The 18,075-nt window shown below is 42.8% G+C and carries 20 protein-coding genes; 9 read left to right on the top strand and 11 right to left on the bottom strand.

Annotated features, from left to right (window positions below):
* The first annotated feature begins 213 nt into the window (after positions 1–213).
* On the top strand, positions 214–753 hold the full coding sequence (locus P7F88_RS09815; protein WP_277824159.1) for a hypothetical protein: 540 nt from the start codon (positions 214–216) through the stop codon (positions 751–753).
* A gap of 113 nt (positions 754–866) precedes the next feature.
* On the opposite strand, the gene P7F88_RS09810 is transcribed toward P7F88_RS09815, so the two are convergent.
* On the bottom strand, positions 867–1,823 hold the full coding sequence (locus P7F88_RS09810; protein WP_277824157.1) for an NAD(P)H-dependent oxidoreductase: 957 nt from the start codon (positions 1,821–1,823) through the stop codon (positions 867–869).
* Positions 1,824–2,080: 257 nt separating this feature from the next.
* Between P7F88_RS09810 and P7F88_RS09805 the strand changes: the two genes are divergently transcribed.
* On the top strand, positions 2,081–2,680 hold the full coding sequence (locus P7F88_RS09805) for a short chain dehydrogenase (protein ID WP_277824155.1): 600 nt from the start codon (positions 2,081–2,083) through the stop codon (positions 2,678–2,680).
* A 149-nt stretch (positions 2,681–2,829) separates the two neighbouring features.
* The gene (locus P7F88_RS09800; RefSeq protein WP_277824153.1) at positions 2,830–3,177 is read left to right on the top strand and encodes a helix-turn-helix domain-containing protein; all 348 of its coding nucleotides are present in this window, start codon (positions 2,830–2,832) and stop codon (positions 3,175–3,177) included.
* A gap of 17 nt (positions 3,178–3,194) precedes the next feature.
* Here the strand turns inward: P7F88_RS09800 and P7F88_RS09795 are convergent, their stop codons facing one another.
* Positions 3,195–4,100, bottom strand: coding sequence for a helix-turn-helix domain-containing protein (locus tag P7F88_RS09795; protein WP_277824151.1), 906 nt, complete (start codon positions 4,098–4,100; stop codon positions 3,195–3,197).
* A gap of 335 nt (positions 4,101–4,435) precedes the next feature.
* On the opposite strand from P7F88_RS09795, the gene P7F88_RS09790 reads away from it, so the two are divergent.
* From P7F88_RS09790 to P7F88_RS09775, 4 genes are all read left to right on the top strand, one after another.
* On the top strand, positions 4,436–5,203 hold the full coding sequence (locus P7F88_RS09790; RefSeq protein WP_277824149.1) for a phytanoyl-CoA dioxygenase family protein: 768 nt from the start codon (positions 4,436–4,438) through the stop codon (positions 5,201–5,203).
* 160 nt (positions 5,204–5,363) lie between these two features.
* Positions 5,364–5,849 (top strand): VOC family protein, encoded by a 486-nt coding sequence (locus P7F88_RS09785; protein WP_277824147.1) that lies wholly within the window; start codon positions 5,364–5,366, stop codon positions 5,847–5,849.
* Positions 5,850–5,863: 14 nt separating this feature from the next.
* Positions 5,864–6,244, top strand: coding sequence for a lactoylglutathione lyase (gene gloA / locus P7F88_RS09780; protein ID WP_277824145.1), 381 nt, complete (start codon positions 5,864–5,866; stop codon positions 6,242–6,244).
* Between the two features lie 12 nt (positions 6,245–6,256).
* Positions 6,257–7,357, top strand: coding sequence for an alkene reductase (locus P7F88_RS09775; RefSeq protein WP_277824603.1), 1,101 nt, complete (start codon positions 6,257–6,259; stop codon positions 7,355–7,357).
* 54 nt (positions 7,358–7,411) lie between these two features.
* On the opposite strand, the gene P7F88_RS25805 is transcribed toward P7F88_RS09775, so the two are convergent.
* The gene (locus P7F88_RS25805; protein ID WP_422127738.1) at positions 7,412–7,618 is read right to left on the bottom strand and encodes a DUF1289 domain-containing protein; all 207 of its coding nucleotides are present in this window, start codon (positions 7,616–7,618) and stop codon (positions 7,412–7,414) included.
* A gap of 188 nt (positions 7,619–7,806) precedes the next feature.
* On the opposite strand from P7F88_RS25805, the gene P7F88_RS09770 reads away from it, so the two are divergent.
* Entirely contained in the window at positions 7,807–9,189 is a 1,383-nt protein-coding gene (locus P7F88_RS09770) for an MATE family efflux transporter (protein ID WP_277824601.1), read from the top strand.
* A 64-nt stretch (positions 9,190–9,253) separates the two neighbouring features.
* Here P7F88_RS09770 and P7F88_RS09765 read toward each other — a convergent pair whose 3' ends face one another.
* Complete coding sequence (locus P7F88_RS09765; RefSeq protein WP_277824143.1) at positions 9,254–10,225, bottom strand: alpha/beta hydrolase; 972 nt, start codon at positions 10,223–10,225, stop codon at positions 9,254–9,256.
* 319 nt (positions 10,226–10,544) lie between these two features.
* Between P7F88_RS09765 and P7F88_RS09760 the strand changes: the two genes are divergently transcribed.
* Entirely contained in the window at positions 10,545–10,982 is a 438-nt protein-coding gene (locus tag P7F88_RS09760) for a winged helix-turn-helix domain-containing protein (RefSeq protein ID WP_277824141.1), read from the top strand.
* 78 nt (positions 10,983–11,060) lie between these two features.
* Here the strand turns inward: P7F88_RS09760 and P7F88_RS09755 are convergent, their stop codons facing one another.
* From P7F88_RS09755 to P7F88_RS09725, 7 genes are all read right to left on the bottom strand, one after another.
* Positions 11,061–11,240, bottom strand: a complete 180-nt coding sequence (locus P7F88_RS09755) for a hypothetical protein (protein ID WP_277824139.1) — start codon at positions 11,238–11,240, stop codon at positions 11,061–11,063.
* Between the two features lie 157 nt (positions 11,241–11,397).
* The gene (locus P7F88_RS09750) at positions 11,398–11,724 is read right to left on the bottom strand and encodes a hypothetical protein (RefSeq protein WP_277824137.1); all 327 of its coding nucleotides are present in this window, start codon (positions 11,722–11,724) and stop codon (positions 11,398–11,400) included.
* A 17-nt stretch (positions 11,725–11,741) separates the two neighbouring features.
* Positions 11,742–13,361: a methyl-accepting chemotaxis protein gene (locus P7F88_RS09745; protein WP_277824135.1), complete on the bottom strand. Its 1,620-nt coding sequence runs from the start codon at positions 13,359–13,361 to the stop codon at positions 11,742–11,744.
* A gap of 61 nt (positions 13,362–13,422) precedes the next feature.
* Positions 13,423–14,079, bottom strand: a complete 657-nt coding sequence (locus P7F88_RS09740) for an HAD-IA family hydrolase (protein WP_277824133.1) — start codon at positions 14,077–14,079, stop codon at positions 13,423–13,425.
* Between the two features lie 172 nt (positions 14,080–14,251).
* Positions 14,252–15,121: a sugar phosphate isomerase/epimerase family protein gene (locus P7F88_RS09735; protein ID WP_277824131.1), complete on the bottom strand. Its 870-nt coding sequence runs from the start codon at positions 15,119–15,121 to the stop codon at positions 14,252–14,254.
* 32 nt (positions 15,122–15,153) lie between these two features.
* Complete coding sequence (locus tag P7F88_RS09730; protein ID WP_277824129.1) at positions 15,154–16,293, bottom strand: Gfo/Idh/MocA family protein; 1,140 nt, start codon at positions 16,291–16,293, stop codon at positions 15,154–15,156.
* Positions 16,294–16,430: 137 nt separating this feature from the next.
* The gene (locus P7F88_RS09725; protein ID WP_277824127.1) at positions 16,431–17,777 is read right to left on the bottom strand and encodes a hypothetical protein; all 1,347 of its coding nucleotides are present in this window, start codon (positions 17,775–17,777) and stop codon (positions 16,431–16,433) included.
* Between the last annotated feature and the right edge of the window lie 298 nt (positions 17,778–18,075).

Below are 18,075 nucleotides of genomic sequence, written 5' to 3'. Positions count from 1 at the left end.
TATTTATACTTATTACTAATAAGTATAAAACTCTAATAAAACTTTAATATAAAACAAACCTTCAATTTCTCATTAATAATATTATCACTAACAAGCTTTATAACTACACTTAGATCACCACATTGAAGTGGTGCTTCTGTTGATATTGAATAATCAACTGTTATCAACATGATTTGTTGTTTTTCTAATTTACTTGAATAAGGACATAGTAAAATGAAAAAACTACTCTCATTAATAGCCTTAGGTATGTTAGCACCTATGGCAAGTGTAAACGCGGAAATGCCTGTATTTTCTGAAACCTATGATATAGAACCAGCTTATTGTGAGGGCCTGAATCTGCATGGTGTTATGTATTCATTCACTGTGGATGGTTCACCTAGTATGGCTTGTATGGCCGGTACTTACACTGGACCGGGGATCACAAATAATATCGATGCTCCTAATATTGAAGGCACCTCTGCGGGGATCCTACACTTAACCTTTGATGTACCAACCACCATAATCAGTTTTGGTATAGCGCAAAATACGTTCTCTGGAAATCAAGCCGTGTATGTCGACCTATATCGTCCAGGTGTAGGCTTGGTTAGGGAAGAGGTCATGTTGGATCTACTTGCTGACCCTGGTTTTGTTGGTGGTTTATTTGAATATGATGGTCCCGCAGTTAAAACAATGACAATAAGTCATTCAACTATTTCTAGTCGATTTGCTATAGACAACCTAATGTATTTCAGACCTAAAGGTCAAATGAAATAACTTATTTATAATAAAGAGTCACTCCTAAGTTGGAGTGACTTTATTTTTCTAATCGAAAAGTTTATAAGCGTTAATTAATATATCAACTATTAGTTATTTACTTTCAAAAATAATTAAGCTTCTACTCTTTTGGAAATTCTTTCCGTAATAATAACCTTTCTGTCGTTGGTTAAGTCTATAGACCACCCTTCATTCGTCGTTATATCAATTTGCTCACCACCGAATGTTTCCGCTTTTACGTTCAACGTCATCAGAACTTTGTGGGCCGATTTAGTTCCTTTTTGAACAGCCAGATCGGTCACTGTGTGTTTTACAGTACCCGGCTTCAGAACTTTACGAACGCCTTCCATCCACTCAACAAAGCCTTCATGAGCTTTATAAACCTGACCATCTAGATCAAAATACGTCGTCAAAGTAAAGTGAGCCGTGAAGTGACCGTTCTCTTCCAGATCATCTGACGCCGGGAACCAGTCGTTTAGTAAGAAATCTTTGATGTATTCCTCTTCAGAAAACTCAACAATTCCCTTCATCACTGCAACCAGCTCATCAGCATGATTTTTAGCTCGTGCTTTAACAGATTTTTCACTGTGATAAATACCCGGAACATAAGCCATGTCGTGACTTCTGACTGCACGATGCCACAACATACGTGCTTTTAACGCCGTCTCTTCAAATGGCGCAAGTAGCGTATCAATATAGAAATGGTTGGCACCACCTGGCTTATAGAATGAATCACCGCCACCAGCGGTTGTAGAAACAATCAGATGTTTACCAACCAGTGCATTTCCGTTTGGACCGTATGCCCAACCGAACTCAAGCACTTCATCAAGGTAGTGCTTAAGGATCGCTGGTGAGCTGTACCACCACCATGGGAACTGAAATACAATTACATCCGACTCTTCAAGTGCTTTTTGTTCTGCTTTTACATCAATCTGAAAATCTGGATACATTTTGCTGATATCGCGGACTTCCACGTTAGGCATTTGCAGATCAATCTGTCTGATGATCTCTTTGTTTGCGTAAGATTGCTCAAATCGTGGATGAGCCAGAATCACTGTGGCTTTCTTCATCTTAATTACCTTAAATTTCTGAGTATGACTGCCCAGTATTATGGTTATTAACAGTGTTGTAGGTAGATGGGAAATGGTTGGAACTGATTCAACTTTTGGTTTTAAGTAACACCACTTATTTTTGATGATTATCAATGTAGCAAATAGCCATTCTGCACTTTCAACCTGAAGTTAAAGGTAAATCAACCATTACCCTTCTACACGGAAGGAATCCAAACAGGAATAATGCACTCAACACGTAACCCACGGAGATAAACATGAAAAAGGTACTTATTCTAGGTTCAACTGGTTTGATTGGTAACGCACTTACAGAGCTTCTTGAAGGCAAAGCTGAAGTGATTGGTTCTTCATTTAATCACCCTGAGAACCCTGTCGACATCTCGAACCCGGAATCTCTGAAAGCTCTGTTCGAAAAAGTAGGCAAAGTGGACGCAATTATCTGTACAGCTGGTGTCGCAAGAATTGCTAACTGGCACGAAGCTCCAGACTCAGAGTGGGAATTTGGTATTAACAACAAGATGATGGGACAAATCAACACCATCCGTTTTGGTGAGCAGTACGTAAATGATGGTGGTGCAATTGTTCTTACTTCCGGCATCCTGGCTCAGTACCCATTTGCTGGCAGCGGCATTGTTACAACCGTAAACGCTGCGGTAGAAGCGGCTATCAAAGCGTCTGTTACTGAAATTGATCGTATCCGAATCAACGCTGTATCTCCTGGCTGGGTAGCAGAAACAATGATTGCTATGGGCATGGATCCAGAACCAGGTATGCCAGCAAAAGACGTTGCGCAGTACTACATCGACCTAATGGAAGAAAGCACTTCTGGTGACATCGTTATCGCTGCGAAGATGTAACGATCCAAATTCTTACGGCTTACTTTAACTTGAAAGTAAGCCGTAGAACGTTCATTTTTAGTAGCAACAGTGTTTTTAACGCAGTTCTGACATTAATCGCCATGCATCTATCTAGATTACACACTAATTAATTTGCATGGATATATACGATGAACTTTACAGAAGCAGATCGCGAAGCGTTAAATGGCATTTGGATGTCTCAGAAAGCCAAGATGAGGTTGACTCAGATGGAGATCGTAAAAAAGCTCGGGTTAACCCAGTTGGAGTTCTCTAATTACCTACGTGGTGCGGTTCCTCTGAATATTACGTTCATCGAACGCCTGTGCCGTATTATGCATGTAGAACCTGCACTGGTTATTCCGTCTTTAAAAGTAAATCCAGAAGAGTCAGCTAAAGTGGTTTATTTAAAAACCACTGTCAATGTAGATGGCGCTATTCAGAATGCATATATTGATGGCAATCAGGTAGTTATTGAGTACGCTCACCTGGTTAATTAATCGACGTCAATCTAATATCAGTTCTTTAACTGCTTTACATACTGCCCGGGAGTTAAGCCAAACTGATTCTTAAATGCTCGTGTAAAGTGGGACTGATCGTTAAACCCTAAATCATGTCCTACTGCAGCGATATTGACATTGTCACCAAACAGCAACTCTTTAGCCTGATCTAGCCTCTTATTCATCAGGTATTGGTAGGGTGTCATACCCACCAGTTTTTTGAATTCCCGCAGAAAATAGAACTTACTGCACCTTAGAAGATCGGCAAGGTCATCTACTGAAATTTGTTGCCCGATATTATCAGTGATGTACTGATCAACTTTGTCCACCTGTCGTTGATCGAACTTGGAAGAAGTGATCTGATCATTTTGCAAATCAATATAGTTTGAGTAGTTCTGGATATAGCTGGTTGCCAGCAAAGAAATCAGGTTCTTAAGGTAAACTCGGCCATTTCTTCCTTTCGTTTTAGCCTCTAGCATAAACAGCTCAATGACACCCTTGATCGACTCATCCATAACATTGTAGTTATTAAGAAACTGCAGCTCCTTGCCTTGTAAGTTCAATGGACAGTTAGAAAGAAACTCTTCCTCCTCAATTGCCAGAATAACAAAGTAGCAAGGCTCAGAAATATTATGGGTAAACGGTGTTTTCGGTGGATTGATCCAGATATTACCGGGGCTAGTTTTCAGGTCAGTTAAGCTACCGTCCTTTTCCGCACTCCAGGTCAGATCTTTATCAAGTGCCAAGGCAAAATAAAAGTATGGCGTATAGACATTCTGAGGATAAAAATGAGGAGAGTTTCCTTTTTCAATGATAACTCCCGGCCAGTCCAGACCACTCGCAGAGAGCTCGATATCCAACACTTTCCCACAATCAGACAACTCATTTGAGTCAAAGTCGAAAAATTTAAGATCAGACTTCATCACCAATTTCCTTTTATTCCCGGCGAATATTTAAACCATATTTCGTGCAAAACTATACTTGAGTATAGCGGAAAACGCCCTGACTCTAACTGATAAAATACTGAATCTCAAGGCAAGAAAGTCTTACAATCAAGCACAAAAATCCGAGCAATAATCTTCAATTCAAATGCTGCAAATTCTGTTACGGCTGGTTATTTGTGCATCACTTCACATTTCTATTTTTAGTCAACAAAAATCCAGTATTTCGAACATTTTGCATACTTATTGGCATGCGGTTTTTGATTAAAGTTGTAACCGATTTAACCAAATAATAACATTATTCAAAAGGAAGCCTCATGAACGAAAGCTCGAAAAAATATCTGGATGCCCTAGGAGCCGATATTCCCCTTACCCCGCAAATGTTAGATGAGTTAGACACTCATGGTTTTACCATTATTCACAATGTGATTGATGAACACTGGCTACAGGAAATGCGTCGAACGTTCGATATGTTGGTAGAAAAGGAAGGCGACAATCTTGCGGTAGAACACCATCAGGAAGAGACGGTCACTCGCATTGCAAACCTGATTAATAAAGGAACCGTCTGGGAAAAAGTTTGGGCTCACCCTACCGTGCTTGCGGCATGTAAACATATCTTTGGCGGCGAGTATAAAATATCCAGCTTAAACGCCCGCGAAGCGCATCCGGGTGGAGGTCATCAACCTCTCCATGCAGATTGGAAAAAGCCAAGACCTGACTTTCCAAAAGTCCACCTCGTAAACTCTATTTGGGCAATAGACGATTTGACCAAGGAGAACGGCGCACCACGAATCATCCCCGGCACTCACCTTCGTCCAGAGCTTCCTGAGGAATACCTGGATGATGTGGACGGACCTCATCCGGATGAAGTATATCTGGAATGTCCGGCTGGCAGCATTATGATCTTCAACGCTCATACATGGCATGGTGGAACGGTAAACCATGCAGGCACGCGCCGAAGAGTACTTCATGGACTGTATATCGACAGAGAAGACACCGCGCAGCAGGATCAACGCAAATGGTTAACCCCGGAAACAGCCAACAGGCTGACACCTGCTCAAAAATGGCTTTTAGAAGTCGATTAAAATTAAGATTAAGGCTTTGAGCAGCTCCTCTCAAAGCCTTAATAACATAATTTTATTATTACTATAAATATAGATAATTTCATATTATAACTAACCATCCATATACTTCTCACCAACAAAACACACACCAGTTCATTACTAAAATCTTGGGGCAAATATTATGAAAATGAGTCATGTTGGAATCATGGTTGGAGATATGGATAAGGCAGTTGAGTTTTATACTAAAGCACTTGGCCTTCGCCTTATTATGGACAACACACCAGTTATCGAAGAGCGTGAAACCGCGATAGGCAGAATGTGTATTGCTGTCTTTGGTGAAGGTTTCAAGGGCTTCAACATTGCTCACCTGGTTACAACAGATGGTATCGGTGTCGAACTATTTGAAATGAAAGAGCGCGAAGATCGCCATGTAGTTGATTTTTCTAAGATCGGTATTTTCCATTTCTGCCTACAAACCGATGACTTTGAAGGCGCCATTGCTCGTACAGAACAATACGGCGGTAAAGTAAGAATGGATATCATGCGCTACCACCCGGAAGACGATAACAAACCAGCGAAAATGGTTTATCTGGAAGACCCGTTCGGTAACCTGTTTGAACTGTACTCTCACACTTATGAAGAAACTTACTCTTCTGAGTATGAATAAGTAAGGAGCCAACTATGAAATTCTTGCACACCATGATCCGTGTTACCGATCTGGACAAATCTATTGAGTTCTACTCTCAGGTTCTTGGTATGAAGCTTCTTGATCGTTTTGAAAACCCTGAATACCGCTACTCGTTAGTGTTCGTGGGTTATGAACAAGGCGGTCCTACTATTGAGCTGACTTACAACTGGGATACAGATTCGTACGAAATGGGTAATGCTTTCGGTCATCTTGCGTTAGGTGTAAAAGATATCTACTCAGCATGTGATGAGATCAAGGCACGAGGCGGCAATGTGACGCGTGAACCGGGTCCAATGCTGGGCGGTACAACCCATATTGCGTTCGTAAAAGATCCTGATGGTTACCCAATCGAACTAATTCAACTTGAAAAATAAGCGAGTGTGATGATGAAAGACGCGTTGTTTCAACCTATTCAGCTTGGTTCTTTATCTCTGAAAAACCGCATTGTTATGCCACCTATGACTCGCTCACGCGCAAGTCAACCGGGCAACACAGCAAACAACATGATGGCAGAATATTACGCTCAGCGAGCATCTGCTGGTTTGATTGTAGCGGAAGGAACTCAGATTTCAGAAATGGGGCAGGGATATGCCTGGACACCCGGTATTTACACCCCTGAGCAGATTGCGGGTTGGAAAAAAGTAACCGATGCAGTTCATGTTAAAGAAGGCACTATTTTCGCACAGCTTTGGCATGTTGGTCGCGTTACTCACCCGGCAAACATTGGTGGTCAGCAGCCTATTTCATCTTCAGCCCTAAAAGCTGAAAATGTGAAAGTGTTTATAGATGATGGTAATAACGCACCAGGTTTTGTTGACGTGGTTGAACCTCGTGCAATGAACAAAGAAGATATTCAAAGCGTTATCTCTGAATACCATCAGGCAGCACTCAACGCTATTCAAGCAGGCTTTGATGGCATCGAGCTTCATGCAGCTAATGGTTACCTTGTAAATCAATTTATCGACTCAGAAGCAAACAACCGTACCGATGAATATGGTGGTTCTGTTGAAAACCGCCTGCGCTTCCTGAAAGAAGTGGTTGAAGCAATGGTTGAGGCTATCGGTGCAGATCGTGTTGGCGTGCGATTAGCTCCATTTACTTCGTTGAATGGTACCGTTGATAGCAATCCGGTCGAAACGTACACCGCAGCGGCAGAACTTCTAAACTCGCTTGGTGTGGTTTACATGCACATTGCAGAAGTAGACTGGGAAGACGCACCAGAGACACCATTAGAATTCAAAAAAGCAGTAAGAGAAGCCTATAAAGGCACCATCATTTATGCTGGTAAATATAACGGTGAAAAAGCTGCTAAGGCGATTAACGATGGCCTTGCTGATATGGTTGGATTTGGTCGTCCGTTTGTTTCAAATCCAGATCTACCTAGCCGAATCGAAAATGGTTACCCGCTAACAGCTCATGATCCAGACACCCTGTTTGGAGGTGCTGAGAAAGGACTTACTGACTATGCTGAATATCAGGTAGGTTAGTTAACCCTTGATATTTACATTGTAAACTAGCTAAAAACAGCGAAGTTCGAATCGTTAGATTCCTTCGCTGTTATGCTCAACCTGCTTCGCAATCTGTTTTTTACACCGGATAACAATGCTTATTTTTTCGTCTTCAGTTTTATTTATCCAATCAGCAATTTCTTCTGAGGTTCTGTAACACCCTTTACAAATAGCGTGCTCATCAAGCTGGCAGCTGCCTATGCAAGGAGTGATGATACTTGTATTGTTTCCTATAAACATCTCTTATCTATCTAACCTGTTTTATAACCTGAAGATTTATAAAACCATAACTTGTCATTAAAGTTCAGGCAATCCTTGATTCTACCCGGAAAGGCGTTTATATTTTCGCCGCCGAACGGGCACATCCTAAAATGCACACTCGCTATTCTGCCATCACTGGTGCATTTATATTGATGTTTAAAACTTCCATGTTACAAAATCTTCGACCTTTCATTCATGAATCTGGTGCTTTGATGCGCCTTTCTACACCTATCATTTTGACTCAAATTGCTACTCAGGCGATGGGGTTTGTCGACACAACAATGGCTGGGCAGGTGAGCCCTGCTGATCTGGCAGCGATTGCACTCGGTAGTAGCCTGTGGCTTCCGGTCTTGTTGCTGCTTCGCGGTATCATTATGGCTCTCACTCCCGTGGTTGCTTATCACCGTGGCGCGCGTAACCACAAAAATATCTCGATTGAATTTTTCCAGATGGTTTGGCTGGCATTACTTTCCAGTATCTTACTCATCACCTATCTGGCTAACGCAAAGCCTTTATTGGAGTGGATTGGTGTCGCCCCGGAAATTATTCCTATTGCAAGTAACTATGCCTTAGCATTGGCATTTGGCGTGCCGGGCATAGCACTGTTCTATACCTTGAACTGCTTCTGTGAAGGAATGAATAACACCAGAGCGCCTATGATCATTTCAATTATTGGCCTGCTAGTAAACATTCCCGTTAACTACATACTAATTTACGGAAAATTCGGATTGCCTGAGTTAGGAGCTGTAGGCTGTGGCTGGGCCACCAGTCTTGTTTATTGGTTTATGTCCGGGTTATTGCACTCCTATATCAAAGGGCATCATCACTACAAAACCATCATCTGTTTTTCGCATGCAAAGCCAAAGCTAAAAGAGATGCTTCACCTGCTGAAACTTGGCCTGCCGATTGGAATGAACATTGCGGTATGTGGCAGTATTTTTGCCGTTATTGCTCTTATGATTGGCCGTATAGGGGCAGATAATGTTGCTGCAGCACAGATAGCACTAAATATCTCAAGTATGACTTACGTTATTCCAATGAGTGTTTCATTCGGGATTACCGTTCGTATCGGATATGCACTAGGTGAAAAAGACGAACTGTGCGCAATAACCCGTAGCAAAATAGGGATCATGATTGCAGCACTTCTTTCATTGTGCTCTGTTGTTATTCTCCTGCTATTCCCAGAACAAATTATTAAGCTTTACACCAACGATCCCGAAATCAGTGCTACCGCAGCAACATTACTGGTATTAACCGCTATGTATCAGTTTAGTGATGCCTTACAAACATCAACCAGTGGTGCGCTTCGTGGTTATAAAGACACTAAAATCCCAATGTTCCTGGCTATCGCTTCATATTGGGGGCTGGCACTACCAATGGGTGTAGTGTTGGGAACAACGGACTACATTGTTCCAGCGATGGGAGAAAAGGGCTTTTGGGTCGGAATCCTGACAGGGCTAACTGTCGCTGCGGTGCTTATGTTACTACGGCTAAGGCATGTCATTAATAGCCGTACATCACTGCCAATTAATACTGTATCGATGAGTTAGCTTAGAACGTAAAAAAGCCCTGCTTGGAGTCAGGGCTTGTTCTTAATCTTTGTTAAATCTGTGATTAAAGATTTGCTTCAAAGAACTTAGAAAGTGCGTCTACTGAGTTCTTTACTGGTTCTGGCTGGTCGTAGAAATCAAACTGAGTTACGCCTTCTAGCCATACTGATTCTACATTGTCACCCGCCGCTTCAAGATACATGTGAGCACCTGCTGGTAGAGCCATTGATTCAGAAGCTACCATTAGAGTAGGCTGAGTCAGTTTTTCTGCGCTTAGCTGAGCGTTGTAGTTCAACCAACCGTCCCATGATGCTACGTTAAACTTGTTGTCGTACGCAGGGATTAGACCACGGTCAGTTTCTGTATAGTAAGGTGCGTTGTACATTAGTGCGCCTTCGTTTGTTGTGCTTGCTGCTTCGATGTATACAGGCTCATCTGCATTCTTCGCTGCTTCTGCCGCTGCAAGAAGACCTTTCACGCTCTCTTCACCACCGTAGATAGCTGTCGCCATAGGTACATCGTGAAGCCATGGTGCAACTACTGCTGCCGCGCTTACTTTGTCGTTACCCGCTACTGCGTCAAGCATGTAACCTGCTGAAGCACAGATACCAACACCAGCGATACGGCTACCATCAACTTGCTCAAGCTCTGCAACTGCATCAATTACTGCACGGATATCGTCTGTTTTACGTGCCGGATCTTCAAGGTAACGGATAGCGTCTTCTGATTCACCCCAACCACGGAAGTCGAAAGTCAGTGTTGCGTAGCCTTTTTCAGCCATTGCCGCTGCGTAAACTGCTGGCATTTGCTCTTTAACTGTTGTCCATGCACCTGTGATGATAACAACTGGTGGCTTCTCAACACCTTTAGGAAGGTAAAGATTAGCGGCCAGAGAGCCTACTCGTGTGTCTAATTGAATCGCTTGCATAGTCGTGTTCTCTGTAATTTGAGTGGTATTTTGTTCTGCTTTATCACTGCTTGAGCATGCTGCTAGAGAGAGTGCACCAAGTACTGATATCAAAAGTTTCTTAAACATGGGTTAGTCCTCTGACTGGTTAACTATTTTCCCGTAACCTTTATTGTTGTGTTGGGTTGTTCGCTTAACTTGGTTATAGAATAGCTAGACTGGACTTTTTAAGATTGAAGATTACTGCTCGAGTTTTTGTACTTTATTGCAGTCTATTTTTAGACTTCGGAGTACGAGAAAAGGAACCGAGTTTCTTTGGTACTAAAAACCGTTTTCAACTTAATTATGGAATTCTCGTCCATAGTGTGTTGACAGAAAACGGGATTCAGATCACATAAAAAAATAGTATGGTTATCTGGCACAAGTTAAATTGATTTTTGAGAGCGTCATGGAATTCAACATCTCACAACGGTACATTTTCAACCAATCAAAAAGTGTTCTAATCGACACAGCGTCTGAAAATGCTGAAATTAAGCTAAATAGTAATCATAATAGAATACTACATCTTTTAGTCGAGAATCCTAAACAGGTTATCAGCAGAGATGAACTCCAGGATCACGTCTGGAGAAGTCAGGGTATTATGGTCCATGACTCCAGTTTAACGCAGGCTATTTCTACGCTGAGAAAGGCTCTTGGGGATTCAACTAAAAACCCTCAATACATCAGAACAGTGCCAAAGCGTGGTTATCAGCTTATCGCTGATGTGGTTGACCTATCACCAAAACCAATCATCGAAGAATCACCAGAGATAGTTGATGTTCCAGCTCCGATAAAGGATCCAAAAAAGAGAAGAAACGTTGGTTCAACCTCGATTTTCTTTCGGTAACGAGATTTTTTCCGGGTATGGTGTTTACCGCTACTATGTGCGTTTATTTCTATAATTTGATTTATAAATCAAGTTAGTTCAAACAACAGAGCTCCTATACTCCTTTCTGGCATCATTTAGACTAGTGATGCTTGATGGTTGAAATTGCTCACTGTTAAGAGGGGTAATCTTGTCGATTCTGGACAGAATAGACATAAATTGCCCAAGATCAGTTTGTTCATCGGATGAAACCTGACTGACCTCAATGATCTGTTGCACCTCTTTTAGCTTCAACTCAATATCGGCTGACGGCTGCCGGGTATAGTGAATAAGCTCACGAATCGTCTGGAATAGGCGATCTCAAAATAAAGCTTGAGCATTGAGTGGCAAACCAGCATTGAAAGGATGTTGTTTGTTGTCGATACCGTTCTCACACCTAACAATAAAACTGGCGAATGACTTTCTTCAGGCTTATTGCTGAATCGACCGTTAGGTCATGAAGCTTAAAGCGTGATTCACTAAGCTCTAGCTCATTCACCAGGCTGTGATCAAAAGAAACTGGCACTCCATTGTAGATGGCATTGATAACTAGCCCTTCTACCAACTGTTCTCCCGCAAGAAATAGGTGCATGGATTCCAGGCTAACACCAATTTTTTCAGGCTCATCAAAGCGAACCATTACTTCTGAATTTGAGGCACTGACGTCTGTACCCGGAAATATCTTCTCAAATAACGACACCAGCATTTGTTTTGAACTAATCACTCTATCCCTCTGTTTTTCTATACCTTAAACTTCTTCAACTCTTTTTCGACTTTTAGAGCCAAAGTCTGCAATGTTTCACTATTTTCGGCGATGATTTCTGTGTTACCCGCAACTTGCTGGCTTCGGCTAAAAAAAGCGTCCACATTCTTGTTTATTTCCTCAGCCACTATGGTTTGCTGCTCTGTTGCGGTTGCAACCTGAGTATTCATATCGTTAATTTGAAGCGTATTTTGCTGAATCTGTTCCAGAGATAAGCCGGATTTTTCAGACAGTTCGATGGTCTCGTTCATCTTTTCGTGACTTCTGCGCATCGACTCATGTGCCGTTACTGAAGAGGTTTGCAAGTCACTAATAATGCTTTCAATCTCTGTCGTAGATTCTTGTGTACGCTGGGCAAGGCTTCTGACCTCATCAGCAACTACGGCGAAACCACGTCCCTGCTCACCGGCTCGTGCGGCTTCTATTGCAGCATTAAGTGCCAGCAAGTTAGTTTGATCAGCGATGTTCTTAATCACTTCCAGAATATTGCCAATTTCTTCACTGCGACTACGCAGTTCACCAATCCTATCGTGGCTGGTTTGAATCTCTTCACTTAACTGATGAACGCTTTTGAGAGCCTGATCCACTATGGTTTTGCCTTCATCAGCCTGCTCTGCCGTATCTTTCGTACTTTTAGAGGTGACGGTCGCAGTTTGTGCGATCTCCTGAACCGTTGTAGACATTTCGTTAATCGCCGTTGAAGCCTGTTCCGTTTCTTTAAGCTGGTTCTCCACCGTTTTCTTAGTCTCGGTGGCTGTCTGGGCCATTTGTCCTGAGCTTGTTCTTACCTGTTCAGATATATCTCTTACAGAGGTAATGATGGATTGGACTTCAGACATAAATGCATTGAAAGAACGAGCGACACTGGAAAATTCATCTTTGGTATTTACATCTAGTCTGGCTCGTAAATCTGCATCACCGCTTGCCACTTCGTCCATAGCATCGGTAATCCAGTTGATGCGGTTAAAAATGCCTTTAGCCACAATAAACAACGCACCAGATAATACGACGATGATAATCAAGACTATCAGCCCAAGATTGGTGGCAAAACTTCTGAATAGCAGGTTTACGTTATCAAAATAGAGGCCAGTGCCCACATACATCTGCCATGGTTCATAACCCATCACATAGGCCACTTTCGGTTCAGGATCAGTTTTGCCTGCTTTCGGCCAGTTGTGGTCGTAAAAGCCACCGCCACTTTTTGCCAAAGCGATAAAGTCCCGTGTCATCGGTTTCCCGGTTCCAGGGTCTTTGAGGTCAATAATATTTTCACCAACGAGCTCTGGTGCACCACCCATTGCGATAAAAGTGCCTTTGTAATCAACGGCAAAAAGAAACTCCTGACCGTTGTCATAACGCATGTTATGGACGATCTTAGCGTACTCTTTTTTTGCTTCTTCAAGGCTTAACTCACCGGAGATAACTTTTTTGTTGAGGTCTTCAGCGACACCCACCGTCACTTCCGTTAGCGATTGAATCTTGTCGTACATCAGGCTCATCATAAAGCCTTTGCTTTGATACAAGGCCACAGCACTAAGTGTACAAATAGAAAGTATGGTGGAAATAACCACCAACCAAATTCGTTTTTTTACCGACATACCACAACCCCTACTTAATTAGAGAATTAGATCCGTTCCGATCCTGTTCTTGAGGTGCCAACTATTTAAACGTTAATCTAAAGCTATTGGATAAAGCGGAGATGCCTAATCCCGTCATTGTTTTTATATTGCTGTGAGTCATGTTCAAGTCTGACTCATTAAGGTGACTCATTATTCCTATCACCTTAGAACCTGCACTAATTCCAGCCTTCGCTCCTGCTGGAGAATCTTCAAACACTAGGCAATCCTTAGCGTTAATTTGTATTCTTTCTGCCCCCAGAAGGAATGGTTCAGGGTCTGGTTTGCCTTTCGTGATCGCATCTGAAGTAATAAGCGCATGTGGCACTGGCAGCCCTGCTGCCTTTATTCGTGCGCTGGCAACAGGCATTGGCCCTGAAGTTACAATTGCCCATGGCACCTTATAACGCTCTACCAGCGCAAGAAATTCAAGCACACCCGGCAATGCCTTAACATCAGAAACATCTTTGCTTTCCTGATCTTTAAGCCACTGAATCTCGCTAGCAATATACTCATCCGATTTACCCGCCAGAAACTCTCGAACCGTCACGAATGCTGGCTTGCCATGAAAGACTTTAGAAACCTCTGAATAGTCCAGATTGTTTCTGTCGCACCAGTGACTCCAGCACCTGTCTACAGCCGCGTTTGAATCAACCAGTGTTCCATCTAAATCAAAAAGAATGCCTTTGAAATTCATCATAATTTTTTGCCTTATACAACCTGGCGCAACATGCCTAAAAGATTGGGAATAAAATAAAAAAGAAAATAGAGATGGTATCTGGGTAGCAAAAACCATTTCTATTTATCTTGGTTTTATTAACGTCGAGAAGGGTATAAAAGAGCGGCGCTGAACTAGCGCCGCTTTTGTCAGATTAACGCTCAGAGATAACCTGATTTGATATTTCGCGTAGCTTCTTAACACTGATGCGAACAGCTTCTTCTTCTAGACCAGTCCAGTCTTTATGCGGGAAGTCGATTTCTACCGCCATAAAGCCCTGGAAGTCAGCTTTATCTAGGATACGAGCAAGCTCAAGGTTGTCTACAAGACCCATACCTACTGGTACACCCGCGAAGAAGTGCCACTCTGTTGGTGGAACGCTAGTATCAACCATCAGGTCTTTAGTGTGCGTCGCCATTACGTGTGGAGCCAGTTTACGCATGCCTTCGATTGGATCGTCCAGCAGACGCAAGAAGTTACCCGTATCGAAGTTCACACCGAAGTATTTAGAATCTACACCTTCGATGATCTGCATGATTTCGTCAGCGGTGTAGTCGATGTGGTTTTCGATAGCCAGTTTAACGCCAGCTTCTTCAGCAATCACAATCGCTTCACGGAACTGAGCAATAAGCGCTTCAATCTGTGGCTGGTGATCTTCATGACGGAACATAAGAGAAGAACCACAAACACGCATTACGTCTGCACCAATTGCAACCGCGCAACGAATCTGCTCTTTCATGTCAGCGAACGCTTCAGGGTTCTGACCACGCTCAAGACCATCAGGGTGACCCCATGCGTATACACGATCCAGACCGTGCTCATCCAGCTTCGCTTTGATCTTAGCCAGAGTTTCATCATCACGACCCGGTAGGAAGCAAGACTCAAGAGATACACCGTCACAACCTACACTTGCAGCGAAGTCGATGAACTCAAATACAGACATTTGTTTTTCTGGTGTTTCTTGTCCTGGGTATACTTCGCCAAAGAAACGGTGGAAACAGTAGCTATCAATTCCGATTTTCATTTTATTTCACCTATTGAATTTGTTTTTATTTATTACTCAGGGATCTTAATCCACTTACCTTCTACGCTAGACTGATAGAAGCCTTCCAGAACCTTCATCAGGTGCAAGCCATCTTCAAAAGTCGCGTACTCTACTTCACCATCGAAATCTTTCTCTAGAGAGCCATAGAACTTAGTGAAGTTGTGTTTAAATGCATCAGGGAAGCCTTCAACGTGACCGTTCGGGTACGTAGATACAGCCATACTCTCTGGAGATACGTTTGCAGACTTAGTCGCAATCTCGTTGTGCTTATCGCGGTGACCTACCCAAAGCTCAGTGATAGAATCCGTATCCCAGTGAACTGAAAGCTCAGTACCAGAAACAATCAGGTCAGTCTTATTCTTACGGCCAGGCATTACCTGAGAGATAACCGCAGTACCGATAGCACCGTTGTCAAAACGCATCATCAGGTTACCGTGGTCTTCAGTGTTGATTGGGCGTCTTGTGTAAGTCATGTCGTCAGATGCTTCAGCAAAAGTCTCAACTTCACCTTCAGGTTGTAGACGCTCTTCCCAAACTGTTGCGTACTGAGCCATAACCTCAACGATACGAGAACCTGTTACGTTTTCAGCAAGGTCAGCCCAGTGCAAACCGATATCAGCCACACAACGAGAGTTACCAGTGTTTTCACGCTCAACGTGCCAAGAGTAATCAGTCTGCTTAGACATCCAATCCTGAACATAACCACCGTGAACGTTAAAGATGCGACCTAGCTTGCCATCTTTAACCATCTGGCGCATTTCAGTAGGCATTGGGTAGAAACGGTTGTGGAAGTTGATACCACCAGTCATGCCAGTTTCGTTCTTAACCTTCACCATCTCTTCCGCTTCTTCAGGGTTAAGACATAGTGGCTTCTCACACATTACGTTAATGCCAGCGTGCATTGCATCTACAGTGATTTGGTAGTGAGTGTTGTTTGGAGTACAAACGTGAACTACATCCAGATCTTCTTTTTCGAACATCTCTTTGTAGTCGTAGTAGTACTTCTCAACGTGCATCAGCTCTGCTTTTTCTTTCGCATTGAAACTGTCACAGATAGCAACAACTTCTACGTTACCCATACGGCGCAGCGCTTCTACGTGGCCAAGGCCGATAAAACCAGTACCGATTACGGCAGCTCTAAACTTTTGCATTTGTTCCATCCTTCTATTGATTTTGTTGTTTCCGGCAGCGGCTTTAAGACCCCCGTAAAGCCGCCACCAGAGACTTTTTATTCTTTTCCTCGTTCCCATGGTCCCCGTGGTAATGAGTGTTATGTTTTCTATTTTTATTAGTCGATAACTTTCGCGTTCCAGTTAAACACGCGAGCCATTTGCTGAAGTTTCGCCTTCTGATTACCTACGATAATCATCTGGTGGTGGCTTGATAGCTCATCCATCACCTTCTCGCCATCTTTGTAGCGAATTAGAGATGCGTTACGTGCATCGGTACCAGGGAACTGCAGGTACTCATCGATGTTTGCTGGAATGATTGCGATTTCGTTGAAGTCCTGGTGAATCTTAGCCAGTGTGATTTCACCAACAGGCAGCTCACAATCGATCATGTATGCGTTGTCATCAACGATTTCCAGAACCTTAGGTACCATCTTCCACTTCGAACAGAAGCTACGGTTTGCAAGGCCGCCGTAACCACAGTGAACACCTAATGCACAGTTGTCTGGCTCAGGAACATCCGGGAATGCATCCATCTTCTCGTGAGCGATTGCAGCCATACCAACAAGGAATGGGTAGATGTTAGTCATCATGATTGGCTCATACAGAGAACGGTACATGATGTAAGTACTTAGCATGGTTAGCGTGTCACCTTCACAACACCAGATGATGTCTTCTTTTTCGAACAGCATGTTCCATACAAGACAAGGAGTAGTTGCACAGCTTGCAGATTCGTTCAGACAGTTCGCACCGATACCTTCTACATCACCCACTTCATAGATAACTTCTTTGATAGCGATGTAAAGTTTCGCTGGTAGTAGTTGCTGATGCTGGTTAAGACCCTCGTTTTCAACATCCCATGACTCCCAAAGCGCAAGTGCTTCTTCGTCAGAGATTTCAGCAGCGCGCTCATTTACGGCTTTCCAGCTGCGGTAGATGATCTGAACGCCTGTTGCTTCTTCCATACGCTCAGTACACTCTTGCTCCCACCAGTAGAAACGCTTAAAGATACCCGGCTGCATGCCTTCGCCTGGATCGTCCTGGAACATAAGGAACTTAGCGCCCTGGTTAAGGTGAGATTTAACACCAATAGATCGAAGAACCACTTTACCCAGTTCAACGTTGTATGGAGAGAATACGTTCATGCCACGAGCACGTAGGTAAGAAACGATTTCCCAGTCCCACATTTCTACTGTGCCGAACTTAGAAGTCAGAACAACCATTGGCAGATCGTACTTGCTTAATTCTTCCTGGTGACGGAAAGCAGCAAAGATGAGCTGAGGGAATACGATAGCATCAGCTTCTTTTGGCAGTTCCTCACCAACTACGATTGGGTCAAGAAACTCTGCTTCTTTGCCGTACATCTCTTTCAGACGTAGCATTTGCTCGTCGAACTCCAGTTTCTCTCGATCATTAGTCTCGCTGAAAGTCACTGGGACTAATTTTGCTCTAATATCTAATTTCATTGCTCCCGCCTTTTCTTTTCGAAAACAGCCTCAGGTAATACTGAATGCCTAAATAACTGTTCAATCACTTTATAGGTTCAATATACTCTTTATTTTTGTTTTGAAAATGCAGTTTTCGTATATTTGTGTGTTACGTCAAATTATCTTTGTTTTATTTTCGAAAAATCACGCTATTTTCATTAAAAAAGCATGTTCTCAAGACCAAAATATCAACAAACACCACTATCAGACTAGATAAAGTATAGACAAGAGGCATGCGTTCGACATTGTCGAACATTAATGTGACTAAAAAGCAAAC

This window comes from Vibrio hannami (assembly GCF_029589055.1).
GTDB lineage: Bacteria > Pseudomonadota > Gammaproteobacteria > Enterobacterales > Vibrionaceae > Vibrio > Vibrio hannami.
This window is presented reverse-complemented; position numbering and strand designations above follow the sequence as displayed.

Coding starts and splice junctions, on each gene's coding strand:
- P7F88_RS09810 (WP_277824157.1), bottom strand. CDS start 1,823: ATGAAGAAAGCCACAGTGATTCTGGCTCATCCACGATTTGAGCAATCT.
- P7F88_RS09785 (WP_277824147.1), top strand. CDS start 5,364: ATGAAAATGAGTCATGTTGGAATCATGGTTGGAGATATGGATAAGGCA.
- P7F88_RS09770 (WP_277824601.1), top strand. CDS start 7,807: ATGTTACAAAATCTTCGACCTTTCATTCATGAATCTGGTGCTTTGATG.
- P7F88_RS09815 (WP_277824159.1), top strand. CDS start 214: ATGAAAAAACTACTCTCATTAATAGCCTTAGGTATGTTAGCACCTATG.
- P7F88_RS09735 (WP_277824131.1), bottom strand. CDS start 15,121: ATGAAAATCGGAATTGATAGCTACTGTTTCCACCGTTTCTTTGGCGAA.
- P7F88_RS09805 (WP_277824155.1), top strand. CDS start 2,081: ATGAAAAAGGTACTTATTCTAGGTTCAACTGGTTTGATTGGTAACGCA.
- P7F88_RS09790 (WP_277824149.1), top strand. CDS start 4,436: ATGAACGAAAGCTCGAAAAAATATCTGGATGCCCTAGGAGCCGATATT.
- P7F88_RS09745 (WP_277824135.1), bottom strand. CDS start 13,361: ATGTCGGTAAAAAAACGAATTTGGTTGGTGGTTATTTCCACCATACTT.
- P7F88_RS09765 (WP_277824143.1), bottom strand. CDS start 10,225: ATGTTTAAGAAACTTTTGATATCAGTACTTGGTGCACTCTCTCTAGCA.
- P7F88_RS25805 (WP_422127738.1), bottom strand. CDS start 7,618: ATGTTTATAGGAAACAATACAAGTATCATCACTCCTTGCATAGGCAGC.
- P7F88_RS09730 (WP_277824129.1), bottom strand. CDS start 16,293: ATGCAAAAGTTTAGAGCTGCCGTAATCGGTACTGGTTTTATCGGCCTT.
- P7F88_RS09725 (WP_277824127.1), bottom strand. CDS start 17,777: ATGAAATTAGATATTAGAGCAAAATTAGTCCCAGTGACTTTCAGCGAG.
- P7F88_RS09775 (WP_277824603.1), top strand. CDS start 6,257: ATGAAAGACGCGTTGTTTCAACCTATTCAGCTTGGTTCTTTATCTCTG.
- P7F88_RS09740 (WP_277824133.1), bottom strand. CDS start 14,079: ATGATGAATTTCAAAGGCATTCTTTTTGATTTAGATGGAACACTGGTT.
- P7F88_RS09795 (WP_277824151.1), bottom strand. CDS start 4,100: ATGAAGTCTGATCTTAAATTTTTCGACTTTGACTCAAATGAGTTGTCT.
- gloA (WP_277824145.1), top strand. CDS start 5,864: ATGAAATTCTTGCACACCATGATCCGTGTTACCGATCTGGACAAATCT.
- P7F88_RS09800 (WP_277824153.1), top strand. CDS start 2,830: ATGAACTTTACAGAAGCAGATCGCGAAGCGTTAAATGGCATTTGGATG.
- P7F88_RS09760 (WP_277824141.1), top strand. CDS start 10,545: ATGGAATTCAACATCTCACAACGGTACATTTTCAACCAATCAAAAAGT.